This is a genomic window from Parascardovia denticolens DSM 10105 = JCM 12538 (assembly GCF_001042675.1).
Classification (GTDB): Bacteria; Actinomycetota; Actinomycetes; order Actinomycetales; family Bifidobacteriaceae; genus Scardovia; species Scardovia denticolens.
The window spans coordinates 1,101,658-1,128,167 of the sequence record NZ_AP012333.1 but is presented as its reverse complement, the minus strand read 5'-3'; the positions used below and the strand labels follow the sequence as shown (position 1 = coordinate 1,128,167).

At 56.5% G+C, this 26,510-nt stretch carries 22 protein-coding genes and 2 tRNA genes; 15 read left to right on the top strand and 9 right to left on the bottom strand.

Going from position 1 to position 26,510, the window contains the following annotated elements; all coding sequences use genetic code 11:
- Positions 1-70 precede the first annotated feature (70 nt).
- Complete coding sequence (locus PSDT_RS04735; protein ID WP_006290350.1) at positions 71-1,540, bottom strand: L,D-transpeptidase; 1,470 nt, start codon at positions 1,538-1,540, stop codon at positions 71-73.
- A gap of 263 nt (positions 1,541-1,803) precedes the next feature.
- Entirely contained in the window at positions 1,804-2,394 is a 591-nt protein-coding gene (locus PSDT_RS04730; protein ID WP_006289081.1) for an NUDIX domain-containing protein, read from the bottom strand.
- Positions 2,395-2,600: 206 nt separating this feature from the next.
- Between PSDT_RS04730 and PSDT_RS04725 the strand changes: the two genes are divergently transcribed.
- From PSDT_RS04725 to PSDT_RS04710, 4 genes are all read left to right on the top strand, one after another.
- Positions 2,601-2,674: transfer RNA gene (locus PSDT_RS04725), tRNA-Leu, on the top strand.
- A gap of 129 nt (positions 2,675-2,803) precedes the next feature.
- Positions 2,804-3,499 carry an ANTAR domain-containing response regulator gene (locus PSDT_RS04720; protein WP_006289082.1) on the top strand — a complete coding sequence of 232 codons (696 nt, stop codon included), beginning with the start codon at positions 2,804-2,806 and terminating at the stop codon, positions 3,497-3,499.
- Positions 3,500-3,573: 74 nt separating this feature from the next.
- A complete protein-coding gene (gene polA / locus PSDT_RS04715) occupies positions 3,574-6,702 on the top strand; it encodes a DNA polymerase I (protein ID WP_006289083.1) in 3,129 nt (1,042 codons plus the stop codon).
- 129 nt (positions 6,703-6,831) lie between these two features.
- The gene (locus tag PSDT_RS04710) at positions 6,832-7,752 is read left to right on the top strand and encodes a Nif3-like dinuclear metal center hexameric protein (protein ID WP_006290352.1); all 921 of its coding nucleotides are present in this window, start codon (positions 6,832-6,834) and stop codon (positions 7,750-7,752) included.
- Positions 7,753-7,831: 79 nt separating this feature from the next.
- On the opposite strand, the gene PSDT_RS04705 is transcribed toward PSDT_RS04710, so the two are convergent.
- Positions 7,832-7,905, bottom strand: a tRNA-Pro gene (locus PSDT_RS04705).
- A gap of 92 nt (positions 7,906-7,997) precedes the next feature.
- Here PSDT_RS04705 and PSDT_RS04700 point away from each other — a divergent pair.
- Positions 7,998-9,161, top strand: coding sequence for a hypothetical protein (locus tag PSDT_RS04700; protein ID WP_006289085.1), 1,164 nt, complete (start codon positions 7,998-8,000; stop codon positions 9,159-9,161).
- An 88-nt stretch (positions 9,162-9,249) separates the two neighbouring features.
- Here the strand turns inward: PSDT_RS04700 and glgX are convergent, their stop codons facing one another.
- The 5 genes from glgX to PSDT_RS04675 form a co-directional block, all read right to left on the bottom strand.
- Positions 9,250-11,709: a glycogen debranching protein GlgX gene (gene glgX, locus PSDT_RS04695; protein WP_006289086.1), complete on the bottom strand. Its 2,460-nt coding sequence runs from the start codon at positions 11,707-11,709 to the stop codon at positions 9,250-9,252.
- 148 nt (positions 11,710-11,857) lie between these two features.
- The gene (locus PSDT_RS04690) at positions 11,858-13,084 is read right to left on the bottom strand and encodes an acetate/propionate family kinase (RefSeq protein ID WP_006289087.1); all 1,227 of its coding nucleotides are present in this window, start codon (positions 13,082-13,084) and stop codon (positions 11,858-11,860) included.
- A gap of 196 nt (positions 13,085-13,280) precedes the next feature.
- Entirely contained in the window at positions 13,281-14,999 is a 1,719-nt protein-coding gene (pta, locus tag PSDT_RS04685; RefSeq protein WP_006289089.1) for a phosphate acetyltransferase, read from the bottom strand.
- Between the two features lie 186 nt (positions 15,000-15,185).
- Positions 15,186-17,663, bottom strand: coding sequence for a phosphoketolase (locus tag PSDT_RS04680; RefSeq protein WP_006289090.1), 2,478 nt, complete (start codon positions 17,661-17,663; stop codon positions 15,186-15,188).
- Positions 17,664-17,843: 180 nt separating this feature from the next.
- Positions 17,844-18,704, bottom strand: coding sequence for an SGNH/GDSL hydrolase family protein (locus PSDT_RS04675; protein ID WP_036737404.1), 861 nt, complete (start codon positions 18,702-18,704; stop codon positions 17,844-17,846).
- Positions 18,705-18,945: 241 nt separating this feature from the next.
- Between PSDT_RS04675 and guaA the strand changes: the two genes are divergently transcribed.
- From guaA to PSDT_RS04650, 5 genes are all read left to right on the top strand, one after another.
- The gene (gene guaA / locus PSDT_RS04670; protein ID WP_006289092.1) at positions 18,946-20,508 is read left to right on the top strand and encodes a glutamine-hydrolyzing GMP synthase; all 1,563 of its coding nucleotides are present in this window, start codon (positions 18,946-18,948) and stop codon (positions 20,506-20,508) included.
- A 303-nt stretch (positions 20,509-20,811) separates the two neighbouring features.
- Positions 20,812-21,024 (top strand): type II toxin-antitoxin system Phd/YefM family antitoxin, encoded by a 213-nt coding sequence (locus PSDT_RS04665; RefSeq protein ID WP_006289093.1) that lies wholly within the window; start codon positions 20,812-20,814, stop codon positions 21,022-21,024.
- Positions 21,021-21,404 (top strand): type II toxin-antitoxin system death-on-curing family toxin, encoded by a 384-nt coding sequence (locus tag PSDT_RS04660; protein ID WP_006290354.1) that lies wholly within the window; start codon positions 21,021-21,023, stop codon positions 21,402-21,404. Before PSDT_RS04665 ends, PSDT_RS04660 begins: the two co-directional genes overlap by 4 nt.
- 479 nt (positions 21,405-21,883) lie before the next feature.
- Positions 21,884-22,123, top strand: a complete 240-nt coding sequence (locus tag PSDT_RS04655) for a hypothetical protein (protein WP_006289095.1) — start codon at positions 21,884-21,886, stop codon at positions 22,121-22,123.
- Between the two features lie 120 nt (positions 22,124-22,243).
- Positions 22,244-22,714 (top strand): glutathione peroxidase, encoded by a 471-nt coding sequence (locus tag PSDT_RS04650; RefSeq protein ID WP_263053133.1) that lies wholly within the window; start codon positions 22,244-22,246, stop codon positions 22,712-22,714.
- Between the two features lie 98 nt (positions 22,715-22,812).
- Here the strand turns inward: PSDT_RS04650 and PSDT_RS08100 are convergent, their stop codons facing one another.
- Entirely contained in the window at positions 22,813-23,136 is a 324-nt protein-coding gene (locus tag PSDT_RS08100; RefSeq protein WP_231859839.1) for a DUF1349 domain-containing protein, read from the bottom strand.
- Between the two features lie 478 nt (positions 23,137-23,614).
- Here PSDT_RS08100 and PSDT_RS04640 point away from each other — a divergent pair, with 478 nt between their 5' ends.
- The 5 genes from PSDT_RS04640 to PSDT_RS04625 all read left to right on the top strand — a co-directional run bounded on the left by PSDT_RS04640 (position 23,615) and on the right by PSDT_RS04625 (position 26,481).
- On the top strand, positions 23,615-23,821 hold the full coding sequence (locus PSDT_RS04640; protein WP_006289097.1) for a hypothetical protein: 207 nt from the start codon (positions 23,615-23,617) through the stop codon (positions 23,819-23,821).
- Between the two features lie 42 nt (positions 23,822-23,863).
- Positions 23,864-24,202 (top strand): hypothetical protein, encoded by a 339-nt coding sequence (locus PSDT_RS08270; protein WP_143828288.1) that lies wholly within the window; start codon positions 23,864-23,866, stop codon positions 24,200-24,202.
- A gap of 141 nt (positions 24,203-24,343) precedes the next feature.
- Positions 24,344-25,318 (top strand): hypothetical protein, encoded by a 975-nt coding sequence (locus PSDT_RS04630; RefSeq protein WP_006289098.1) that lies wholly within the window; start codon positions 24,344-24,346, stop codon positions 25,316-25,318.
- 147 nt (positions 25,319-25,465) lie between these two features.
- Positions 25,466-25,792: a hypothetical protein gene (locus PSDT_RS08265; protein ID WP_006290362.1), complete on the top strand. Its 327-nt coding sequence runs from the start codon at positions 25,466-25,468 to the stop codon at positions 25,790-25,792.
- 68 nt (positions 25,793-25,860) lie between these two features.
- The gene (locus PSDT_RS04625; RefSeq protein ID WP_006289100.1) at positions 25,861-26,481 is read left to right on the top strand and encodes a DUF1294 domain-containing protein; all 621 of its coding nucleotides are present in this window, start codon (positions 25,861-25,863) and stop codon (positions 26,479-26,481) included.
- The last annotated feature ends 29 nt before the right edge of the window (positions 26,482-26,510 follow it).

Genomic DNA, 26,510 nt, shown 5'->3' with positions numbered 1-26,510 from the left:
AATCCCCTGTCTCCCAGCGGAAGACAGGGGATAATAAGAACCAGCCGGTGATCAGCTGGAGCTTGGAAGCTCAAGATTTACGGACAGCGGAATCAGGGGTGGCACCAATCACCTTGACCATGCCTCCGATAGGGAGAAAATCATACACCCATTTCGCATCCGCCTCCGTCATGTTGACGCAGCCGTGCGAAGAGGGCCGTCCCATGGCGATCCCTTCCAGGTTCCACAGGGCCGTATGAAAGCCTTCGCCCCCACAGAAGTAAGTGACCCATTTGACGTTGGGGGAGACATAGCCCGGCCCCCGCATGGTCTGGACCTTGTATTTGGTGTGCACGTACCAGACGCCGTCATCGGTGGCCCGGTCCTTGCGACCGGTGGAGACGTTGAAGGTCTTCACCTTGGTGGTGCCTTTATAGGCGAAGGCCTTTTGGGCGGACAGGTCGACCAGCATCCAGGGGTCCCCGTTGGGGATGTCGTAGCGGACCAGGGTCTGCTTGGTCCCGTATTTGACCGTAGCCATCGAAGCAGTCAGCTGGGCGTCTTCGCCGGCCTCGAGACTGGCAAAGACCTGTGCGGCGGTGGTCTTGGTGTCTTTGACGGCGAGGCCGTTCACGCCATGGACTTTGACCCCCATGACGGTCCCATGCGGGTTGACGACGATCTGCTCGTCCACCTTGTCCTCGTTCAGCTTCGATGGCAGCTGTTTCGCCAGATAGTCGGAGAGCTGACCCGTCTTGTAACCGACGCTCATGGTTTTCTTGTGGACGTCGGAGGTGAAAGTGGTCCATTGGGCGATGATGGAAGAGGGGAGGGTGAAGGATTTATGGGCCCCGTTGGTGATGGTGATCTTGCGTATCAGATTCTTGTTGGCCTGGTCCGCAGCCCCGTGGGCGGTTTGGTCGGAGATGACGGGGACGTCGGTCTTGATGGCGGCGACGACCGAAACGGTGCCGCCGGCCTTGTTCTTGAGAGCGGCCGTGATGGCCGGTTTGACGGAAGAGAGGTCCACCGATTGGCCGTTTTTGCCTGCGTTGACCACGAACTTGCCTTCTTCGGACGAGTAGGAGACGGTGGGAAGCTGGACTTCCCTTTCGGTCCCGAGGAAATATTTGTTGAGGTCGCTTTGCAGACTGACCTCATCGGTCTTGGCGATCAGGCCGACCTGGCTTTTCTCCTGAGGGTTGAGCCTGGTGATGGGGTTACCTTGTTTGGCTTGAAGGAGGGAGTCGGCCGTCTTGTCCACATCGACGGTCACGTGCAGGTCCTGCAGGGACGCGGTGGTGCTCTTGCCGTTGGACTTGATGGTCACCTTGGTGGAAGAGGCCACGGCTCGGATGGTCTTTTTCACTTGGGTCTTGTCCTGACCGGTCACTGGGGTGGATCCCAGACTCACGCCAGGGGCCACGCGATCCCGGAAATAGTCGATCAGACCGTATCCGCCGGCTCCCAAGGCGACGAGGAGGGCAAGGATGATAATCGAGGCGATGATTCCAGCCTTTTTCCCAGGGGCTGCTTTCCTCTTTCCATGTTCCGACTTCATAGGGTCAAGATTACGCTGGGGGTCATACTCTAGGCGGAAAAATATGCGGGAAGCGAGAGAAAAATATGAAAGAACCCTCCTTCCTGTGATGCGTATCACATTACATCAGAGGAAGGAGGGCTTTGATGGGGTCCCATGGGCCTTTCCGAGAATCAGTCAGAAGATCAGCCAGAAGTCAGAGTGCCCGTTCGAGGACGACAGGACGACTGGGGAATCATGAATGGTTCAGGGGCAAAGGTCAAATCAGGGGTCAGTGGCCGGGCTCAGTGGCAGTGGTGACGGGTGTATTCGTTCAAGACTCCGATGATGGATTTGGCGTCCACGATGGTCCCGTTCAAGGCCATCTCATAAGCCTTGTCCAAAGGGATCACGCGGGTGTTGGAGTAAGGGGACTCCGGGCCGAGGTCGCCCCGCTCCACCCGGGTCAGACCGGTGGCCCGGTAAATCACCGTGTGCTGGGTGGAGAAGCTGGGGGTGTTGACGAAACGGACCACCTGGGAGAAGTCGCTGGCCTGGTAACCGGCCTCTTCCTCCAGCTTCATCTCGGCGATCTCCTCCGGATGCTGATGGGGATCCGTGGCATGCCCGGCGGGCAGCTCCAAGGTCCAGGAATGGTTGGGGACGCGGTATTGCTCGATGAAGACGACCTCCTGATTCTCGGTGACGGGCAGGACGCAGACCGTATCGCCATCGTTCTCCCTGACGATGTAACGCTCGAACTGGCCGATTTCCTTGTTGCTCAGGTTGACCCGGTCCACGTCGAAATAGTAGGTGCTTAAGACCTGCTCCCTTTTCTCTTCGCGAATGGGGGACACGCGCCAGGGATCGAACTCCCGATATGTCTTTTCCGCCATAGTCTGCTCCTTTGGAAGACTGTGAATTCCAGCTCCGCTCGCCCTTTCGCGCCCGGTGCAGCGGGTTCAAGGGGTCCGCGCGAAGAACGATTCCATTTTATCCTCTCTTCATTCCTTGGCGGAAAATCGGACTTTGGGTGTGTCGGACCGACAAATGTAGTACATTGGGTGCTGTTGCGCACGGAGCGTTCGTTTTTGTGCGCGATGCCTCGGTATCCCAATTGGTAGAGGAAACGGCCTCAAAATCCGTGCAGTGTGGGTTCGAGTCCCACCCGAGGCACGTCAAGGCAAGGATCTTGCTGAGTAGTCGGCGTGCCGCGCAGTGGGAGAGCTTCAAGGTTGAAACGCATGCCTTAGCGTTGTTGAGTGTCGTGATTCATCTGTAGTCCTTGCACAAGGAAGGTAGGACATGAATACAAAGAAGATATCGGAAAACGCTCACAAGCCCACCGTGGTCGTCGCCGAAGATGAGGCTTTGAACCGCTTGGATATTGTCGAATCCCTGGGGGAGAACGGCTATGACGTCGTAGGCGAAGCCGCCAACGGCAAGGAAGCGGTGGATAAGGTCCGCGAATTGAAGCCCGACATCGTGGTCATGGACATCAAAATGCCTGAGATGAATGGCATCACCGCGGCCCGCGAAATCAACAAGGACTTCCTGGCCCCCGTCGTCATGCTGACCGCCTTCTCCCAGAAGGATCTGGTGGCCGAGGCCGTGGACGCGGGAGTCATGGCCTATGTGGTCAAGCCTTTCGTCCCCGAACGCCTTTTCCCCGCCTTGGTCGTCGCCCAGGAGCGGTTCAAGCAGATGAAGGCCTTGCGCTCCCAGATCTCCGAGATCCCCCGATCCGCCTCCGACGCCAATCAGACTTCGGCCGAGGCCGATCAAGAGATCCAGGAGCTGCGCAATCAGGTGGACGAGCTGAAGAACCGTTTGGAGAGCCGCAAGCATGTGGATAAGGCCAAGGGCCTGCTCATGCAGCATATGGGGCTGACCGAGCAGGAGGCCTTCCGCTGGATTCAGAAGACCTCCATGGACCGGCGTCTGACCATGATGGAAGTGGCCGATGCCGTCGTCCAGCAGATCGAAGGGGCGCAGGACTAGGTCCTCCTTGGCCCTCTTTTCCCCCTCTGTGTCTTTCTTCCGTACTGATAGACACTGGCCTTTAAAATGGAACCATGACTGAAACCCCTTCCTCTCACGATTCCTCCGACAGCACTTTCGACCGACGGCTCCTGGTCGTCGACGGGCATTCCTTGGCCTTCCGCGCCTATTTCGCTTTGCCCGCCGACAGCTTCAGCACTTCCGACGGCCAGGCGACCAATGCCATCTACGGTTTCACCACCATGTTGGCCCAGGTCTTGCGGGATGAGAAACCTAGTCATGTGGCCATCGCCTTCGACGTGAAAGGCGGCACTTTCCGCAATCAGATGCTGCCCCAGTACAAAGGGACCAGGGACGCGGCCCCGGAAGACCTGTTGAGCCAGCTCCCCCTCATCCAGGAAGTCCTCAAGGCCTTGGACATCTCGTATGTGGAAAGGCAGGGGTTCGAAGGGGATGACATCATCGCCACTTTGGCGACCATGGGGGAGGAAGCGGGGTTCGAGACCTTCGTCCTCTCCGGAGACCGAGACGCCTTCCAATTGGTGGATGATTCCATCACCGTCCTGTATCCGGGCCATCATTTCAAGGACTTGCAGCATATGACCCCGGACGCCGTCTTCGCCAAATACAAAGTGACCCCCGGGCAGTACCCGGATTTGGCCGCCATGCGGGGGGAACAAGCGGACAACATCCCCGGGGTCCCCGGAGTGGGGGATGGTTATGCGGCCAAGTGGATCAAGGAATACGGGGGACTGGCCGGCATCGTGGAGCACGCCGACGAAATCGGCGGGAAAAAGGGCCAGGCCCTGAGGGACAACATCGACCAGGTCCTGCTCAACCGGAAGGTGAACGCCTTGGTGCGGAACGTGGATTTGGGCGTCAGCCTGGACGAGTTCAAATTGCATCAGCCCAAGGTGGATGAAGTCAAGGATGTATTCGGCCGCCTCCAATTCGGGCGGAACACCCAATTGAGGATCATCACCGCCATGGCTGTGGCCGAAGGGGCGGATGAGAAGCTGGCCGCTGCGGCCTATGGTCCGGCTCCGGGTCGCAAGAAGGCGGCCTCGGCCGGCGTTCCTTCCTCACCGGCTGAATCGGCCAAGGCCACCCCTCTTCTTCCAGGGCAGGCGGAAGGGTTCGAGGAAGAGGTCGACCTTAATCCGGCCGATGTGGACCTGATCCAACCTGATTTGGTTCCCCTTCCCCCTGCCCCCGTCTTCGGGGCCGCGAAGAAAGAGAGGGAGGAAGCTTGGGAGAAGCGCTTGACGGCGGCCACGGATTGGATTACCGACTTGACCCGTGCCCCCTCGTCCTCGCAGACGGGGCGGAAAAAGCAGACTGACCAGGCGAGGAGGAATGATCATGACCTCTCTTTCTTTCTGCACGCCCGTGGTCGGGTGGAGAAGGGGGCCAGCAGGCTGCAGTCGCTGACCATCATGACCGCCGAAGGCCACAGCCTGGTCCTCCATCATGACGATTTCGATTTCTACCGGCAGGGGAGCGACCTTTTAATCGAGGCCCTCGACCAGCTGCTGCGCCAGGAGTCCGACCATATAGTCCTGCATGACTTCAAACGCTGGCTTCACTTGACCTCAAACCTGCGCAACCAAGGCCAGCCCCTCGGCGGCCCTGATTTCCTGCCCGTGGCCGACACCAAGCTGGAAGCCTACCTGGCCCAGCCGGACGCTACGGCCAAGGTGGATGGCCTGCGGCATTACGCTCAGAAATTCCTCCATCTGGATGTGGGGGAGACGAAGGAAAAGACCAGCGAACAGGGGGCTTTCGACCTGGGGCTGGAGTCGGATGAGGAAACCGGCGAGAATTCGGCTCCTTCTCCGGAGCCCGCCGATCCCCGTCAAGAGGAGAGGGAACGGGAAGAGACGGATTGCGCTTTGGATTGCGCTTATCTGAGGGCCCTGCATGACCTCTTCCATCCGGTCCTGGCCTCTCGGGGCCAGATCAACCTCTTGAAAACCATCGAGCTTCCCGTCTCCCGGGTCCTGTCCGCTATGGAGATGACCGGGGCCGGGGTGGACCAAAGCCGGCTGGAGCAGATGAGGGAATCCTTCTCCGCCCAGGCCGAGCAGGCCCAGCAAATCGCTTGGCAGGAAGCGGGCAAGGAGATCAACCTGCAGAGCCCCAAACAGCTGCAGGCCGTCCTTTTCGACGACATGGGTCTGACCCCGACCAAGAAGACCAAAAGCGGAGGACGGACCACCAACGCCGCCGCCCTGCAGGAGCTCTACATGCGGTCCATCCATAACGAACGGGCCAACGCCTTCCTGGGGGCCCTCCTGCGCCACCGGGAGGTCAACAAACTCAAGCAGATCGTCCAGACCCTCATCGACGCGATCGACGTGCGCGATAGCCGGATCCACACCACTTTCGAACAGACCGTGGCCGCCACCGGCCGGCTCAGCTCCACGGATCCGAACCTGCAGAACATCCCCAATCGGAACGTGGAGGGCCGGGAGATCCGGGGCGCTTTCGTGGCTTCGGACGGCTTCGAGTCTTTGCTCAGCTCCGATTACTCCCAGGTGGAACTGCGTCTGATGGCCCATCTTTCCGGGGATGAAGCCTTGATCGAGGCCTTCAGGTCCGGGGCGGACTTCCACAAGTATGTGGCTTCCTTGGTCTATGGGATCCCCATCGACCAGATCAGCTCCGACCAGCGCAGCCACATCAAAGCCATGAGTTACGGCCTGGCTTACGGGCTCAGCACTTACGGCCTGGCTCAGCAGCTGGGGATTTCCCCTGCCGAGGCCGATATCCTGCGGGCCAAGTATTTTTCCACCTTCGGCAAAGTCCACGACTATTTGGAGTCCTTGGTCGCCCAGGCGAAGAAGCGCGGGTACACGGAGACCATGTTCGGGCGTCGGCGGTATTTCCCCGATTTGCGTTCCAGCCGCCGTCAGCTGCGGGATGCGGCCGAGCGCGCCGCCTTGAACGCCCCCATCCAGGGATCCGCGGCCGACATCATGAAGATCGCCATGAAGAAGGCCTATCAGGATTTGAAGGATGCGGGGGTCAAAAGCCGCATCATCCTGCAGATTCATGACGAGTTGGTGGTGGAGCTGGCCCCGGGGGAGCAGGAGCAGGTGACGGCCATGGTCAAAGAGGCCATGGAGCATGCGGTCAAGCTGGCCGTGCCTTTGGACGTATCCACCGGGGTGGGCTCCGATTGGCAGCTGGCCGCCCACTGATAGCGGGAAGAACGGTCCGGGTTGGTTGATTAAGTCGGTTGAAATGATGGATGAACTGATAGATTGATAGGTCAACTGATTGGCGGATTAATCGGTTGATCGATTGACTGATTTCGATAGGAAAGGCAGATGATGACGATGAATCTTGATCTCAGGCAGGCGGTCCAGATCTTGGAGGAGCTTTATCCTCTTCGTTACGCCGAGGACTGGGACCATCCCGGCCTTATCGTCGGTGATTACTCCTGGCCGGTGAGGACCATCTACTGCGCGGTCGATCCGACCTATGAGGTGGTGGAGGACGCCTTGGTCAAAGGGGCCGATCTTCTGATTACCCATCACCCCCTCTTCTTCCGCCCTACCCATACCGTCGGGGGCCAAGGCTTCCGTGGGGATATCGTCAATCGCTTGATTGAAGGTCATTGTGGGCTTTGGGTGGGGCATACCAACGCTGATTCCGCCTACCGCGGTCAGGCCCAGGCCTTCGTGGAACTGTTGGGCCTGAAAGACCAGGGCCCTTTGGACTCCATCGACGATCCTTCGGCTCCCGGTCCTGTGGGCCTGGGCAGGATCGGGTTGGTCCCTCAGACCGGTTTGGGCGGCGATTGCGAGGCTGATCCATCCGCTGGTGTGACCTTGGAGGCCTTCGCCCGCAAAGTGGCCCAGGTCCTGCCCGACACCCGACTGGGGATCACCGTCGCCGGGGACTTGGCCATGCCGGTGAGGAAAGTGGCCGTTTTGCCCGGTTCTGGCGATTCCATGATCGATCAAGCGGTCGCTTGTGGAGCCGACGTCTATGTGACCTCCGACCTGAGGCATCATCCGGTCACTGATGCTTGGCAACAGGCCGCATATGAGGCCAGATTGAGCGGGTCCTCCTACGCCCGCCCCGCCTTCATCAACACCCCGCATTCGGCCATCGAGAAACTCTGGCTCAGCCAATACGGAATCCACGACATCCCCCAGGCCATCGCTGAGGCTTTCGGGGAACCGATGCGGCCGGAGATTATTCTGACGGACCTCAATACGGACCCGTGGACTTTGAGGATCTGAACCGAGGACGACCAAGCAGGAAGCGAAAAGCGGAAAGCGAAAAATCAAAAAGGAAAAACAAAAAGAAGAAAACCGAAAGTCGGGCTGGCGGGATTTGAACCCACGACATCCTGCACCCAAAGCAGGCGCGCTACCAAGCTGCGCTACAGCCCGAAAGTGGCCATCCAGAAACCGTGTCTCTGCCTGACGACCTCTCTACTATAACGTATACCATTGGACGACACACCAAGCTACAATGAGGCCCTATGGGGGATAATCAGCGTGCGGAGACCGGCGGTCTGCTGGCTGGGCTCTTTTGTATGTTCTTTTCTGCCTTGTCCATGTCGGTCTTCCTGGATCATGCTTCAGCCAGTTGGCAGGTGGCCGGTCGTCGGCGTGTGATGGCCGCCATTTTCATCGCCTTTTTCGCCGGGGTCTCTTTCATCGTCGGCTATGCCCGCCACTCTCATTCCTGGGAAGCCCACCAGGGGTGGTGGATTCCTGTCCGCCGTCTGCTGGAAATCATCTCTTTGACCGTCGTGGATACGTCCACGATCTTCTTCGTCAGTTTGGCCAGCCTGACCATCATCGCAGCCGTCTTCGGATCGGAATTCTCCCCTTACCTGATTTGGTTGACCGGAGGCCTCTCAGCCATTGCCGGATACATCACCTTCGTCCAGGCCAATGAGCTGAGCGCCAAGACCATCGCCTCCCTCTTGCCTTTCTTCGTGGTCTCAGGGGTGACCACCGCGGGCATGTCCTCGGACGACCACAACTGGTGGCGGAACAACTTCTCCCAGCTGGGGGACCGGACCACCCTGGGGGCGACCCTGTTCAACTGCACGGTCATCTTGGGAGGAATCTGCATAATCATCATCAGTTATTTCGCCGTATCCGAACTGATCGTGCATTACCGACTCTCCCTGTCCCATCCCGGCCTTCTGCAAACCCAGGGCGGAGGCGGGAAAGAAGAGGAGAGCCAACCGTATCCGCATTTCGCGGCCCGGATCCTCGTCCTGTCCGTCCTGCTTTTCCTGACCGCCCTCTGCTTCTCCGGAGTAGGCTTCTTCCGCTACACCCCGCACCCCATTCTGCACAACCTCTGCGCCCGGGGCATCGCCCTGCCTTTGACCCTGCTCATGTTTCTTCTGCCGTGGCTGGCCCCGCAGCTGCCAAAATCCATGTATGTGGTCTCCGACCTTATCGTGGTCATCATCGCGGTGGCCGGCATCCACTGGTTCATGGGAGGGACGTCTCTGACGAATGTGGAGGCCTTGGCGGTTCTCCTTTTCATGGGCTGGTTCATCATCTTCTCCCGGCAGATCGCCGCCATGGAGTCCGACCGCATGCAGGCGGAGATGCTGATGTTCGCCGACCTTTACCAGAACGCCTCCAAAGAGACCTCCTCCCGCATCAATCCGGCCATTTGATGAAGAATCGGGCCGGAAGCCTGGGTTTCCGGCCCGCTGGATCAATGCCGATCAGAGGGTATAAAGAGACTTGAAGGCAAGAAGGCGTCTACTGAGCGGACGGCGCCGTGTCCGCCGACTGGTTCGCGGAAGCGTCGGAATCAGGGGAGGAAGACTCATCGGATGAGGAGGGGGCCGCATCGGCTTCCGATGCGGACGGCGTTTCCGATTCGTTAGCTTCCGAGCCGTCAGTCTCCGAATCTGAGGGAGCCTCTGAAGTAGACTCTGCCGTGGCTTCCGGAGCATTCGCTGCAGGGGTTTCAGCAAGGGAGTCAGCTGATGCGCTTTCCTCTGAGTTTTGGTCCGCATCCGCCGAAGAAGCGGATTCCGCGGAAGGAGCGGATTTGCTGGAATCATCCGAAGCCGCAGAGTCCGGGTTCGGGGCACCGACCGAGTCCTCGCCATCATCGCTCATGAGCAGGAGGAAGCTACGGCCTTGGGCCATGATGCTGAATCCTCCTTCATACGAAAGTTCGGGGGCGTACTGGTCATGGGTGTCGACGATCAACTTCCACTTGCGGCCGTATTCATCGCCAGGAAGGGTGAACATGAGAGGCTCGTAGTAGGCGTTGAAGATGAGGATGAAGTTGTTGTCCACCAGGGGGTCGCCGTAATCGTTGGTCTCTGGGATGCCATGCCCATTGAGGAAGACCATGAGGGTCAGGGCGTTGTAGTTGTTCCAGTCGTTCTGATCCATCACCTGCCCGGTATGGTCGAACCATTCCACCTGAGGCATGGAAGCGTCGTCGGAGCTGGGGTCGAAGAACTTACGTCGGTGGAGGACCGGGTGGTTGAGGCGCAGGTGGACCATCTTGGCGACGAAGTCGTGCAGGTCCTGTTGGCGGTCATCCAGATCCCAGTGGGTCCAGGAGATGGCGTTGTCCTGGCAGTAGGCGTTGTTATTGCCTTGTTGGGTGCGCATGACCTCGTCGCCGCCATCGATCATGGGGATGCCTTGGGAGACCATCATGGTCGCCATGAAGTTCCGCATCTGTTGGCTGCGCAGCTCATTGACGTCGACCAGGTCGGTAGGCCCTTCCACCCCGCAGTTCCAGGAACGGTTGTTGTTATCCCCGTCCCGGTTGCCTTCCCCGTTGGCGTCGTTGTGCTTGTCGTTGTAGGAGACGAGGTCGTTCATGGTGAAGCCGTCGTGGGCGGTGATGAAGTTGATGGAGGCGATGGGGCGGCGACCATCGGCCCGGTAAAGGTCGGACGAGCCCAGCAGACGGCTGGCGAATTCGGGCAGCTTGGAAGGCTGGGAACGCCAGAAATCGCGGACGGTGTCCCTGTACATGCCGTTCCATTCCGACCAAAGGGGAGGGAAACCTCCCACTTGGTAACCGCCTGAGCCCACGTCCCAAGGTTCGGCGATCAGCTTGACGTTGGAGATGACCGGGTCTTGGTGGATGATGTCGAAGAAAGCGGACAGCTTATCCACGTCGGAGAACTGGCGGGCCAAGGTGGCGGCTAGATCGAAACGGAAGCCGTCCACATGCATCTCGGTCACCCAGTAACGCAAGGAATCCATGATCAGCTGCAGAGTGTTGGGGGACCGCATGAGCAGGGAGTTCCCGGTGCCGGTGGTATCGAAATAATGCCTCTCATCGCCTTCTACCAGGCGGTAGTAAGATGAGTTGTCGATGCCTTTGAAACTCAGGGTGGGCCCCATGTCGTTGCCTTCGGCCGTATGGTTGTAGACCACGTCCAGGATGATTTCGATGCCGGCGTCATGGTAGGCCTTGACCATGGTCTTGAACTCATTCACCTGCTGGCCGCGCTGGCCAGAGCTGGAGTAGGCGTTATGGGGGGCGAAGAAGCCGATGGTGTTGTAACCCCAGTAATTGTTGAGCCCCTTGGCTTGGAGGAAGGAGTCGTTGATGAATTGGTGGACAGGCATCAGTTCCAGAGCGGTGATGCCTAGGTCTTTCAGGTAGGAGACGACGCTGGGATGGGCCAGACCGGCGTAGGTGCCACGCAGTTCGGGCGGGACCTGGGTGTTCAGGTTGGTCATGCCGCGGACGTGGGCTTCGTAGATGACGCTGTCGTTGTAGGCGATTTCGGGGTGGCGGTCATTGCCCCAGTCGAAGTAGGGGTTGATGACCACCGATTTCATGGTATGGTCAGCCGAATCCGCGGTGTTACGGGCGGTGGGGTCAGCCGGATTGTTGATGTCGTAAGAGAAGAGACTGGCGTCGGAATCGATCATGCCTTCGATGGCCTTGGCATAAGGGTCGAGCAGGAGCTTGGAAGGGTCGCACCGCAGGCCGCGGGAGGAATCGTAGTCGCCGTAGACCCGATACCCGTAGCGCTGCCCTGGCTGGACGCCTACAAGGTAGATGTGCCAGATGAAAGTGTTGCATTCGGTGATGTTGATGCGGGTTTCCTTGTCATAGTCATCGAACAGGCAGAGTTCGACTTTCGTCGCGACGGAGGAGAAGAGGGCGAAATTGACGCCCGTGCCATCATAGGTGGAGCCGAGAGGATAGGTTGAACCAGGTCGAATTTGCATACTCCCATTATCTCACTGATGGCGATATATACCGTCCGGCGTGTGCCATGAATATATAAATCTCGCTTAAATAAGGAAAACCCCGGCGAATCTTTCCGATTCGACCGGGGATTCCCGATTTCAAAGAAGAAGGGGCGAAAGACGAAACTTAACGCTCGAACTTGTTGCCGTAAGCGTCGCCTTCTTCGGCCAGCTTGGCCACCTTACGGGCGATGGCCAGCTCTTCGTTGGTGGGGACGACGGCGATGACCACGGAGCTGTCGGGGGCGGAGATGACGCGGGGTTCGCTGGAACGCGTGTCGTTCTTCTCCTTGTCCAGCTTGACTCCGAAGGGAGCCAGCTTATCGCAGATGGCTTCGCGCACGGCGGCGTCGTTCTCGCCCACGCCGGCGGTGAAGGTGATTACGTCGCAGCCACCCATTTGGGCGGTGTAATTGCCGATGTAGCTGACGATGCGATGGACGTAAATCTGGAAAGCCAGTTCGGCGTCCTCATCGCCTTGGGCGCGCAGGGCGTCCACGTCACGCATGTCGCCGTGACCGGTCAGGCCCATCATGCCGGACTGCTTGTTGAAGAGGGTGTCCAGCTGGTCCACGTCCATGTGGGCGTTGCGGATCAGGTGGAAGACGACGGCGGGGTCGATGTCGCCGGTACGGCCGCCCATGACCAGGCCTTCCAGAGGGGTCAGGCCCATGGAGGTCTCCACCGGCTTGCCGGAAATCTGGGCTGAAGCGGAAGCACCGTTGCCGATGTGCAGGACGATCTGCTTGAGGCCTTCGGCCGGCTTGCCGATGACTTCGGGCACGACCGAGCCCACATACTCGTGACTGGTGCCGTGAGCGCCGTAACGGCGGATGTGGTACTTCTCAGCCACTTCCTTATTGAGGGCGTACGTGCTGGAAGCCTTGGGCAGCTGGAAGAAGAAGGAGCTGTCGAAGACGAAGCCCTGAGGAACGTCAGGCAGCAGGCGGGTCATGACTTCGGCGCCGATGGCTTCAGGGCCGTTGTGCAGGGGAGCCAGGACGGCCAAGTCCTTGACCTGTTGGATGGTCTGTGGGGTCACCAAAGCCGGGGTGGGGAAGATGTACCCGCCTTGGACCACGCGGTGGCCGACGGCGACCAGTTCGTAGTCCTTCAGGTTGGGGCCGTATTCATCGAAGAAGGCCAGGACCTTCTTCAGCCCCTGTTCATGGTCTTTGATGGGTTCGGTGAAAGTATGCTTCTCGCCGTCGAACTTGTGGGTGTAAGCGCCATCCGTCGGTTCGCCGATCTTCTCGACCAGGCCAGATGCCAAAGCTTCGCCGGATTCCAAGTTCACCAGCTGATATTTGATGGAGCTTGAACCAGAATTGATAACCAGAACGGTTTTAGCCATGACGGCTCCTTTTTGTCTCTGTATGCTCTATGGATGCTCTATAGGCATATGCGTTTCGTGCTATGCGTCGGCAAGACGAATCGCTTCCATGAGTTATTGCTTGACCGACGCAGACATCTCCAATATACTCTTGAGCCGCTACTGCGTCAGGTGCGGTTTCGGCTCAAGATTTTCGATTTTTTTGGGTTTTTGTTTTTCAGCTTTCCTCGGCGTAGATGGCGGTGAGGGCTATAGTGTTGACGATGTCGGACACGGTGGCTCCCCGGGACAGGTCGTTGACGGGCTTGTTCAAGCCTTGCAGGACGGGGCCGATGGCCAAGGCGCCCGAAGAGCGCTGGACGGCCTTGTAGCCGATGTTCCCCGCGGACAGGTCGGGGAAGACGAAGACGTTCACGTGGCCGGCGACGGGGTTGCCTTTCGCCTTGGTGGCCGCCACCTGAGGGGACCAAGCCGCATCCATCTGGATGGGGCCGACCACAGGCAGGTCAGGGGCTTTTTCGCCGACCAGACGGGTGGCTTCCGCGACCATGTCCACGTCCGGGCCGGATCCGGATCCCAAGGTGGAATAGGTGAGCATGCCGACGCGCGGGTCGATGCCGAAAGCCTTGGCCGTTTGCGCTGACTGGATGGCGATGTCGGCCAACTGGCCTGCGTCGGGGTTGGGGTTGATGGCGCAATCGGCGAAAACCGCCACATGGTCGGGCAGGCACATGAGGAAGGCTCCGGAGACCAAAGAGGCCCCCGGCTTGGTCTTGATCAGCTGCAGGGCCGGTCGCACGGTGTTGGCCGTGGTGTTGACCGATCCTGAGACCAGGCCGTCCGCCATCCCCATGACCACCAGCATGGTCCCGAAATAAGAGGGATCCTGCAGGGTCTGCCGGGCCTTGTCCGGGGTCATGCCTTTCTTGGCGCGCAGCTGACAGAGCTTTTCCACCATCGGGGCCAGGAGGTCTTCATCCTTTTGGGATTGGAAGCCCGCTTTTTCAAGATGGGTCAACCCCAGTTCCCGGCCTCGAGCGAGGATTTCCTCCTTTTCGCCCACAATGATCAGGTCGACGGCGTCTTGGGAGAGGATCTGATCGGCGGCCTGAAGGATCCGGTCTTCCTGGCCTTCAGGCAGGACGATCCTCCTCTTGTCCTTTTTCGCCCGGGCGACCAAGCTTGCTTGGAAGGCATAGGGGGTGACCGGCTTGGCGAAGTCGGTCCTATCCAGTGCGGCGAGGATCTCCTCCGCAGGGGCGGCCTTTTGGAAGCGGGGCAGGGACTGGGCGGCTTCGTCGGCCGTGGAACAGTCATGGGCGGGGATCAGCCAGCAGGGGAGTGAGGGGGTCAGCTGTGAGAAGAGGTCGGTCAATTCCTGTTTGATTCCCGCTCCTTTTTCGGCCTCGTCAGGCTTCCAGCCGGTCACGAAGACCCCGGCGACCGAGTTCCCGGCTTGAAGGATCTGCCGGTAGCAGGCTTCAACGGTGCGCCTCACCTGATCAGGCTGACGGTTGATGCAGCACACAGCCAGGAAGACGGGGGCTTGGAGGTCCGCCGATAATTGGGCGTCGAGCACGAATCCTTCAGGGTCGAAGGCCGGGTTTTTATCCCTGCCGACGATCAGGCAGGATTCCGCCCCGCGCTCGCTCAGACGTGATTGGAAGGTCTCCCAGTAGGTGGAGACTTCCTGGCGGGCGTAAGCATGGTCTCTCATGGCTCTTTTCGGGCAGACTGCCCGGGCTTCGTCAACGGTTTCTTCCAGCCTTGCGGTCTTGATGAGGACTTCGGTGAAGGCATCGCGTTTATGGGTGATTGGGTGGAAGATCGCGGGTTTCTTCCCCGCCTGGGCCAGGGTCGCGGCCAAGCCGTTGGCCACGACGTTGCGTCCATTGGCTCCTTCGGGGCTGGCGAGGTAGATGGATGGAAAGCTCATGGGGCTCCTTTGCGCTGAGTTTCGGTAACGGTTTCAGTTTAATAAGGAGTTTGACTTTCTCACAAGGAATTCGTTTCCTTTTTAAGAATGAAAAAGCCTCCCACCGAAGTGGGAGGCTGAAATTTTCATCTCAACCTGACTCATGTCCTGGCTCTTGCGAGCCAAGGGGAGTCACAGGAAGGAAGACTACTCGTTGTCACCAGCGGTCGCTGCGGTAGCGGATACGGCGCCGGCTTTATCGGTCTTGACACCGGACCACACCCAGTCGGTGTAATCGGGGTGATCGTAACCCTTGTCCACGGCGAACTGGAACGCTTCCTGACGGAAGTCTTCCAGCTTCTTGATCTCATCCGCGTACTTATCGGCATCCACCATGCGCAGGGCCTCAGCGGTCAGCTCGTAACGATCCATGTCGTTGACGCGAACCATATCGTAAGGAGTGGTGGTGGAGCCTTCCTCGTTGTAGCCGTGAATGTTGAAGTTCTCGTGGCCGGGACGGTCGAAGAGCAGGCTCTTGACCTCGCGAGGATAGGAGTGGTAAGCGAAGAGGACAGGCTTGTCGGCGGTGAAGAGCTCGGTGAACTCCTCGTCGCTCATGGCCTCGTTGTTCTCCGCAGGGGTCTGCAGGCTCAGGAGGTCAACGACGTTGACGACCTTGAACTTGATGCCATAACCCTTGAGCTTGTCAGCAGCGGCCATGATTTCCTGAGTAGGAACATCGCCAGCGGCGGCCAGCACGACCTGAACCTCATCGTTGCTCTTGGCAGTGGAAGCCCAATCCCAGGCGGCGGCGCCCTTTTCGAGCTCAGCGCGAGCTTCGTCCAGGGAGAGCCAGGTGGCGGCGGGCTGCTTGCCGGCGATGATGGCGTTGATCTTGTTGGTGGACTTGTAAGCCTTCTCAGCGATGGCCAGCAGCATGTTGGCGTCAGTGGCGAAGTAAATGCCGATGACGTGATCGTTGTGGAAGGTCTTGTTCAGCAGGACGGAGACGACGCCGGGATCTTGGTGGCTGAATCCGTTGTGATCCTGACGCCACACGTGAGAGCTGACCAGCAGGTTCACGGAGGAGATGGGCTTACGCCAAGGAATCTCGCGAACGGTCGCTTCCAGCCACTTGGCATGCTGGTTGAGCATGGAATCGATCACATGCACGAAGGACTCGTAAGAGCTCCAGATGCCGTGACGACCGGTGAGGACGTAGCCTTCGATGAAGCCTTCCATCTGGTGCTCGGACAGCTGCTCGGTCACCTGGCCGGTGACGGCCATGTGCTCGTCGACCAGGGCGGAGAGATAACCGTTGTCCCACTGCTTGTTGGTCACTTCATAAGCGGCGGCGAGACGGTTGGAGGCGGTCTCATCGGGTCCGAAGATACGGAAGTCATCAGGGTTGAGCTTGATGATGTCGCGGGTGTAAACGCCCAGACGACGGGTGGCTTCGAGCTGACCCCAGCCGTGGCCGAATTCCTTGACTTCCTTGACCTCGTAGTCGTCGAGGGTGGGGAGCTTCAAATCCTTGCGGATGAGGCCACCGTTAGCGTTGGGGTTGGCGCCGATGCGCAGGTCGCCTTCAGGCATGAAAGCGGTCACTTCAGGACGAAGGGCGCCTTTCTCGTCGAAGAGCTCCTCAGGCTTGTAGGACTCGAGCCAGCCCTTGAGGACCTGGAAGTGGGCCTCGGTATCGCGGGCGGAAGCCAGCGGCACCTGATGGGCGCGCCAAGAACCTTCGGTCTTCTTGCCGTCGATGAACTTGGGGCATGTCCAACCCTTGGGGGTGCGGAAGATGATCATGGGGTAGAAGGGGCGATCCACATCGTTGGTCTGAGCGGCGGCCTTGATGTCGCAAATCTCATCGAAGACGGTCTCAAGCAGGTCGGCGAAACGACGATGGATGGACATGTGGTCCTCATCATCGAAGCCAGCGACGAACTCGTAGGGGTTGTAGCCCATGCCGCGGAAGAAGTCATGCAGCTCTTCGTCGGAGATACGGGCCAGGATGGTGGGGTTGGCGATCTTATAACCGTTGAGGTGCAGGATCGGCAGCACGATGCCATCGGTGCGGGGGTTCACGAGCTTGTTGGATTGCCAGCCGGTGGCCAGAGGGCCGGTCTCGGCTTCGCCATCGCCGACGACGGCGGGGACGAAGAGGCTGGGGTTGTTGAAGACAGCGCCGAAAGCGTGGGAGAGGGCGTAACCCAGCTCGCCGCCTTCGTGGATGGAGCCAGGGGTCTCAGGAGCGAAGTGGGAAGGAATGCCGCCAGGATAGGAGAACTGACGGAAGAACTTCTGCAGGCCTTCTTCATCCTTGGTGATCTTCGGATAGTACTCAGTGTAAGTGCCGTCGAGATAGGACTGGGAAGTACCGGCAGGTCCACCATGACCTGGTCCCATGATGAAGACGGTGTTCTGCTGATGATCGGCGATCAAGCGGTTGATATGGCCCATCAGGAAGTTCAGACCAGGAGTAGTGCCCCAGTGACCAACCAGACGGTGCTTGACATCTTCACGAGTGAAAGGCTCCTTCATCAAGGGATTGCTGCGCAAATAAATCTGACCGATGGAAAGATAGTTGGCAGCGCGCCAGTACTTGTCGACACCTTCGAGGGCCTCTTCAGATACCGGGTGGTCCAGCTTCTTCCATGGGGTTCCAATAACAGGACTTGTCATTGATGTTCCTGCACTTTCTTGCACATCACAGTGCAACTCGGTTATTTTTCTTAGGAGACGGAATCTCCATCCCCATATCGCTCATTATGTTACGGGATGCTTTCGACTTTCAAGGCAGGGATTCGCAAGGCGGAATGTCGCTTAAATCACTGGAAATCGGTGTTTCCGGCGTGTTCTTCATCAGAAGGTGCGCAGGGTCCTCCAGCTGATGTAATCAGCCAGGATCTGATAGCCGACTTTGCCCGGATGAAAGTGGTCGGAAGCGTAAAAATCAGGCAGGTCGGTATGCACGTCTTCATGGGTCAGGTCCACATAAGTGACGCCGAAATCATCGCAGACCGACTTGCTCACCGCCGTCTGCCGGTCGCTGGCCACCAGCATGGCTTTGCGCAGGTGACACCCCAGGGCGGGGACCTTATATACCTGGCCGGGGCTGAGGACGACCACGTGATCGGCCAGACCCCGGGCGACCTCGAGGACCCCGGTCAGGTCGTCTTTCCACTCCTTGTCGGAGCGCTGGGCCATGAGGTCGTTCGACCCCGCGCAAATGTAAAGGAGGGTGTAATGCTTGCCCCTCAAAGCGGGCAGCTCGCGGAAGCGGACCCGGCGCATGGTGGCTCCCAGCTTGCCGTGGGCTTCCCAATGGATGTCGCGTTGGGTGGCGTCGGCCAGGTTCTGGGCTATGCGGGGCATCATGCCCAAGTCCTGCCTTTCCACCCCGCAGGCGACGGTCATGGAATCCCCGGCTATGGCCGCGCTCAAAGGGGAGTCCTGGCTTGAGTCGTCGATCTGGGTCGCGAAGGACGACTCGGCTTGCGGCTCCTGGCCTTGGTAGAGGTCCGCCAGAGCCTCTTGGGCGATGGCTTGTTCGGGGAAGACCATCTTGCCCGGTTCGCTGAGTCCACTTCGGTCGCCTTGTGGTTCAGGGGCCAGATGGATGGTCTTGCTGGCGTAAATCCCTTCCAGCGCCGCCGTCGCCTTGTCCCAGGCGGAAAGCTTGACCGCGTTCTCGCCTTGGGGCTTCATCATCGTGTCAGTCATCGGAATTTCTTTTCCTTTCCCCTGCTGTGAGCCATAGCTGCAAGTCATATCTGTGAAGCGTCGCAACGAATCATCACTATGAATCATCATGGACTTCTCGGAACTCCTTCGATAGTAGCAGTCTTGCCCCCGAAGACCGCATGATGAAAAGGAGGGCTGGTTTCGAATCCCCTTGTCGGCAAGAATCAGGATAATGTTGCCTGCTGTTTTCCCGCTTTCTGGATGATTCTGGAGGATTTCCATGGCAAAAGGACCGGTCTTAGTGGTCGATTTCGGCGCCCAATACGCCCAGCTCATCGCCCGTCGGGTGCGTGAGTCCAACGTCTATTCGGAGCTGGTGCCGCATTCCATGTCCGCCGACGACATGCTGGCCAAAGACCCCCAAGCCATCATCCTGTCCGGCGGCCCCGCTTCCGTCTACGAGCCGGGGGCCCCGTCCATCGATAAGAAGATCTTCGATTCCGGCGTGCCGATTCTGGGCATTTGCTATGGCTTCCAAGTGATGGCCAACGAGCTGGGTGGCGACGTGGATCAGGCCGCCTTGGGTGAGTATGGCAAGACCGAGACTTATATCGACGACCCCGAAGGCGTCCTCGCTCAATCCCCTCAGGAACAGAGCACCTGGATGAGTCATGGGGTGGCCGTACGCAAGGCACCGGAAGGCTTCACCGTCCTGGCTCATACGGAAGGCGCACCTGTGGCTGCTATGGAGGACAAGTCCCGCAAACTTTACGGGGTCCAGTGGCATCCGGAGGTCAAGCACACCCCTCTGGGGCAGGACGTTTTCGAGCGTTTCCTGCACGATGAGGCTGGCATTCCCCGGGAGTGGAATCCGTCCAGCATCATCGAAGACCAAGTCGCCAGGATTCGCGAGCAAGTGGGTGACAAACAGGTGATTTGCGGCCTGTCCGGGGGAGTGGATTCCGCCGTGGCTGCAGCCTTGGTCCATAAGGCCATCGGTGAGCAGCTGACCTGCGTTTTCGTGGATCATGGCTTCCTGCGCAAGGGGGAGGTGGAACAGGTCAAGCATGATTTCGTCAAGGCGACGGGAATCAAGTTGGTGGCCGTGGATGCCTCGGAAGACTTCCTGAGCGCTTTGAAAGGCGTCAGCGAGCCGGAGCGCAAGCGCAAGATCATTGGCGAAAAGTTCATCCGCACCTTTGAGAAAGCCGCTCGTGACATCGTCGCCCAGGCCGGAAACGAAGGGGGAGAGGTCAAGTTCCTGGTGCAGGGGACCCTTTACCCTGACGTGGTCGAGTCCGGCGGAGGCTCCGGCACCGCGAACATCAAGAGCCACCATAACGTGGGCGGTTTGCCTGCGGACCTTGATTTCAGCCTGATCGAGCCTTTACGTACCCTGTTCAAGGACGAGGTCCGCGCAATCGGCACCGAGTTGGGCCTGCCTGATGAGATCGTCTGGCGTCAGCCTTTCCCCGGTCCTGGTCTTGCCATCCGCATTATTGGCGAAATCACCAAGGAACGTTTGGATCTGTTGCGCGAAGCCGATGCGATCGCTCGTGAGGAGCTTACCAAGGCCGACTTGGACCGTGATATCTGGCAGTGCCCGGTCGTTTTGCTGGCTGATGTCCATTCCGTAGGCGTTCAGGGTGACGAGCGTACTTATGGCAATCCCGTGGTCTTGCGACCTGTTTCTTCCGAGGATGCCATGACCGCTGATTGGTCTCGCGTCCCCTACGATGTGCTTGCTACCATTTCCACCCGGATCACCAATGAGTGCCGAGGTATCAACCGGGTTGTCCTGGACGTGACCTCCAAGCCACCAGCGACTATTGAGTGGGAATAAGGTTTTAGTCTTTTCCGCTTAGTCTCATCCTGCACATCTAATCACAGTGACGAGCGACTAGTGCCCTGATCGGGATGAAGCCGCCGAGGCCTTTGGGGAGGTGGCGAACGTACGAGAGCCCTGAAAACGGCAATGGAAATGCGAGAGCGACGATTCCTATTCAAGCAATTCTGCAAGCCATTTATCTGCAAGATTCACGAAGATGAATGGTGCTCAGCCGTACAAGTATTCATTATCTCAACCTTCAATTGAGCTGTCTTATATGCAGGCTATAATTCTGGCTAATATTAAAGGAGGTCAGAAATGGCAACACTGACGATAGGCCTTGCAGAGGCGAAAAACAACTTCTCTCGCGTGACGGCAGAAGTGAACCGGACCCGCAGGCCGGTCACCATCCTGAAGAACAACAAGCCCTGGGTGGTCATTCATCCGGCCCAGAAGGTTGATAGTGCCACGGACGTAGCAGTCGACTTTATGGACGAGTATGCTGACGTGTTCGAAGAGCTTGCCAAGTGAGCACGCTGGCCTTCTCCAGAAAAGAGGTTCTTGCCATCCATGCGGCGACGATTGAGCGGTTCGGAGGGCTTGATGGTTTGCGCGACGAAGGGCTTCTCGATTCCGCGCTGGAGCAACCACTTCAAACCTTCAGTGGTATGGACTTGTATCCGAGTGTCATCGAAAAGGCGTGCAGATACGCCTTTGGCATCGTATCCGACCACCCGTTTCTCGATGGCAACAAGAGGACAGGTGCCGCTTTGCTCGGCGCTTATCTCAGGATGTCTGGCGTCGATTTCAGGCCCGGCCACGCGGCTTTCCACAAAGTCGTGCTGGGCGTTGCAGATCGGTCAGTAAGTTACGATGCACTTGTCGAGTGGGTCAAAAGCGTAGTAGCTTGAGGCGCTCTGCGACCTGTTGCACGTTCATGAGGTCTCGTTGGGCGGGTCGTTCGCTTCGGATGTCGAGGAGGCAGCAAATCCTCAAACTCGTCACTCTTCAATTGGGCGAAAATACTCTCTTCAAGTGGCTACAGAGTATGTAGTCACCACTGGCTACAGGGTGACTACACTGTTTTCGCGATAGGAGAGTGGAGTGAATCCCAGCTTACCTGCCCTATCGACTCAATCAAAACGGGCTACGCAATGATCGAGTGGGAATAGACTGGCTAGTATCATCTTTCAGTATTTTGGGATCAGGGTTCTTCGTCAATAGGCGGGGAGCATTTGTAGGCAGATTTATACTAAGTTCTTTAGACAGGTTTGAACTTGTGAGGGGGAATGGGCATTTTATTTGATGAATTCAAAAACTCGATTGACTAGTTTAGGGATTCAGTCTATACTCGAAGGTGGGATATTCCACATTGATACGAGGTTAGTCTATGGATGCAGTAAAAACTTACGAGGTACATATCGATAGCAAGAAGCGTATGACTCTTCGCGGCGCGGAATATCAGTACTACTTTGTCCGAGAGTATGAGAATGGCTGCATTATTCTGGAACCTCGCGAATTGAAGGTGCCGGCTTCGGTTTCCGCTAAGAGTCTTAAGAGTATGGATCAGGCGGTTCATAATTTCAAGCTTGGGAAAGTGTCAGAGCCCGTGGATCTCTCTGATTTCTAAGAATTCCTAGAGGCTATAAAACTGGTAGCGATAGTACAAGGGTAAGGAAAAGTGGGCAAAAAAGAATGTAAGGAAAGACTATGACAGCAACAGCAAGTAAGCAAGCAAGAGCTAGCATCGATTTATGACTTCACCGTGCGCGCCCAAGACGGGTCCATGGTTTCGCTCAACGATTACCGCGACAAAGTCCTGTTGATCGTCAATACGGCTACCGGCTGTGGCTTCACCCCTCAGTATGAGGGCTTGGAGAAGCTTTATAAAACCTATTATGAGCAAGGTTTTGAGATTCTTGATTTCCCTTGTGACCAGTTCGGCCATCAGGCTCCTGGCTCTGACGCGGAAATCCACGAGTTCTGCATGCTCAAGTACGATACGACTTTCCCACAGTTCGGCAAGATCGAAGTCAATGGGGAAGGGGCAGACCCTCTTTATCGCTACTTGGCTTCTCATAATGGCGGGCTTTTGGGCGGGGCGATCAAATGGAATTTCACCAAGTTCCTCATCGCCCGCGATGGTAAAATCCTCAAGCGTTATGCGCCAATGGATACTCCTGAGAAAATTGAAGCGGATTTGAAAGCCGCCTTGAGCTGACTGAATTCTATGGCATTCGATGGTGGCCATCGCTGAGCGGTATTCGGCTCAACCCTCGTCAGGTGCCTGACCTTCATGGGCCAACCACTTGCAATCGGTCAGCTCCATGTGAGTGAAAATCGCTTTGAAGGAAGAATCCTCAGGGCTGCAGGCGTAAATCCCAAACTGGATTTCTTCCGCCCCTTTCCAAGGTGATAGAACTTCTCCTTCTCGTACTCGATAGAGCCTTTCAGCCAGTTCTCGCTATCCAGATACACCACCACTCCGCATTGGTCGAAGCGATGGTGACTGTTGGGGAAATCGGTTTTCACCAGAAAAGAGAAGAATTTTTCGGAGCTTGTGATTTGCAGGACCGGTGCATTGTCATTGCGGAAATGATAGTAGGTCCTTTGCCAAAGGTCGGTATGCGGGGCCGTGGTGATTTCGATCTTGTCATCGGAGATTGTGAAATCTTTCGGCTTGCGAGTTCAGGTCCATTCTTCTTTATTGATGCTCATGCTCATTTTTCTCTAGTGAAAATTCGTTGATATGAACTGCTCCGTAAATTATTGGAGACCATTTTCACGGTAAAACTTTTACGGAGTAGTTCAAGTTTACCTTTCCCCTTTTCCAAATTCTTGTCGGTATCGCTATCGAATTCCGCAATCGAGTTGATGAGAGATCTAGCCTGACGTTATTGCGACGGGCGATTATAATGTTGAGTATCAAGGCAAGGAGTGATTACTATCCACACTTGTCTCAATGCGTGCTCAGAGTAAATGGGTACTCTCGGGGTCTCGCGATTCCACATATTACGGAGGGTGACTGAATGATATCGGAAAGCGACTTGGCGTTTGATTCCGCAGGTATCTGCTGTTAAAGAAGGAAACTAAAAACCTAATCAAACCAAGGAGAATACTTATGTTTGAAACAAAGAAGACTCTTATCGTTGTTTACAAGGATGAGTTGCTGATGAATCAACTGAAGAAAATGGTTGAAACGTGCGATGACAGCGAAAAGGAGTTGCAGGTACTAGGGATAACTCCATTAACATCGTTTCTTGGACGGAAAAAGTATGGCTTGGGAATAAGAAGGCAGGAAATATCCAAGGCAAAATTCTCTTCCTAGGCGAGATAAGAGGCACGGACAGACTGATTCCCCGTCCTTGATGTGAAATTTGATGAATGCGGTGTCAGATTCGGCTGGGCAGGTAATCAGGCAGTTGTCTACGCTGACACAAAAGTACTGACCACTCGTGAAGATTACGATGCTTTCTTGGAAAAACTTTCTGCATTACCGGTTCCGGAGTTCCTTAAGGATATTAAAGAAGGTATCGCCGAGACAGGAACCGACCATGAATCTGTTATCACTATCGAGCAGCCCACAGAGGATAACCCCGAAAATGCAGATAGTGAATCTGCTGAAGTCTATGAGAAAAAAAAGGAAGAAGTTCAATCTTCTCAATGGTGTCAAAAAAGCATTTTCAACAGGTGCGGATGCTATCGGTAAAGTTGGAGCACGGATTGCATCAAAGTTTGAAGAGACTTTCAGGAATAAGTCATTGATGAAACAACAGATGCTTTTCTATGGAGTGGTCAGCCTCTATAATGATGGGCTCGAAAAATTTATGAATATGTGAGGTGCAGCCTTATGCAATCCAAGACTGAAATGGAACAAGGCTGGGAATTTGCCACAAGGATAATGGGTGCAGATATTGCTGCCTGCATGGGACAGAAATATGTAAGAGCGGTTGATGCTGCAATTAAACAGCTTGAAGAAAACGTAAATAACCACCAGTACCGGAACCTTGGAATCGTACAACTTCAGGGGTATATGCTTGAGGAATGGGGAGCCGGAACATTCAATGTGGATGCAGTTGCTGCGGATTCGTCAGACCGTGCTTCTGCTCTTCACAGCACTTCGAAGGACTCTGCCGATATCCAAGTGGACTCCGGCGAGACTTGTAGCGCGAAGTCTTATGCTACTGCAGAAAGAACCGCAAAAGCGCAGGCAAAATTCAGCCCGGGAACCGGACATGCAAGCTATCATGATCAGAGCAGGCTCGTTCCTTCCGACCAGCTTTCTGATGCCAAGGCGACGGCTCATCGTGAGGCGCTGAGGAATCAGCTAATACGGTCAGATGTCTCTGATGCCTATGCTGAAACCGAATCCAGGCTGACGGACGTAATAAAGAACGAAAAAGGTGTTAGTTCTAAAAGAGTGTCAAGAAAAGAACTGGAGGACATTGCCTGCGAAAGCAAGGATAAGAAATTTAAGGCAGAAGAGCATGACGTAACTGCGGACAGTGCAATCAATACGGAATATATGCTGCAACAGGCATTGAAGGCAGGTTACACTACCGCGGCGATTACCGTTGCATTCCAGCTTGCGCCCGAAATATACAAAGCGATAGATTTCCTCATCAAACATGGTGAGATTGACATTCAACAGGTTCAAAGGATAGGGACCAAAGGCATCTCTGCTGGAGCAGAAGGTTTTTTTACGCGGTTCTATCTCTTCTTCTTTGCTGATAATGTGCGAAAAAGGAATTTTGGGCGAGGCGTTCAAAGATATCAATCCTACGGTCCTCGGAATGGTCGTTGCCCTTGTCATGCAAACAGCTAAAAACAGTATTCTTGTTGCTGCCGGGAGGATGAGTACTCAGCAGATGGGCGCTGCTTTTGTAGATACTGTTGTTATTTCAGGTGGTTATCTGTTCGGCGCACATATCGGAGGCATTATGGGCAGGCTCTAGGATTCGAATTACCGGTTGTGGGTTATCTGCTTGGCAGTCTGATTGGGACTTCCTTCTGTGCTATTTATAATATTGGAAAGAAGAAGCTGATAGCTTTCTGCGTGGATACAGGTTTCACTTGTTTTGGCCTTGTCGAACAGAATTATGAATTGCCAGATGAAGTTCTCCACGAACTCGGTGTAGAGACTATTCCAATCCTTCGGAGACGGGTAGAGAGGGCAGATATTCCGAGAATGCAAGCCTCAGTTTCAAGCATCAGCAAGTCAGAATATGAGACTATCGACATTACTGTACTTCGTCGTGGAATGATTGGCGTTAATAAAATTGTATATATGATGAATTAGCGGATTTGTCCGAGAGGAACGTAACCATGCGGATTAGCCTTAACTTCTTGTAGGGGAGATTTCTGACTATGCATGGATTTTTGGGTTTGGACGGCTTCCAAATTTACCTGATCGCAGTGAACGCCTTGTCTTTCTTGGCTTACGCGGTCACCTCGCTGATCGTCAGGGCGAAAGGTGAAGGAAGTCAGGGCGAAGAAGTAGGCCTCGCTTTCTCCAGTCTGGCTGCGGTGGCTGGGGGAGGCCTGGGACTTTTTATCGCCTTCCTGATTTGGTTGCGGAAGGTCTCCAAAAACAATGTGGCCATCTTCTTCCTTTCCTTGGAAATGGTCATCGTCTGGATTCTTGTTCTGCTGAACGTTTATGGTCCGGTCCGCTTTGGCTTCAGCCAGCTGATTCAGGCTGTGGGGCATAGGGATCATAAGATTTTGGGGATTTACTTGCTTGTCGTCAATCTTGTGACCTTGTGTCTCTTCATCATCGATAAAAAGCGGGCGGAGAAAGGGGAATCCCGGATTCCTGAGGCTGCTCTGCTGGGGTTGTGCCTGGCCGGTGGCGCTTTGGGCGGGCTGATCGGCATGTACTCCGTCCGTCATAAGACCAAGAAATCCTACTTCACTTTCGGAGTCCCCTTCAAACTCGCCCTCGGCTTGGTGGTCATCGCCTACCTGATGCAATGTGGGTTAGTATAAGAAGGACACCAAGAAATAGGAAAGGGGCG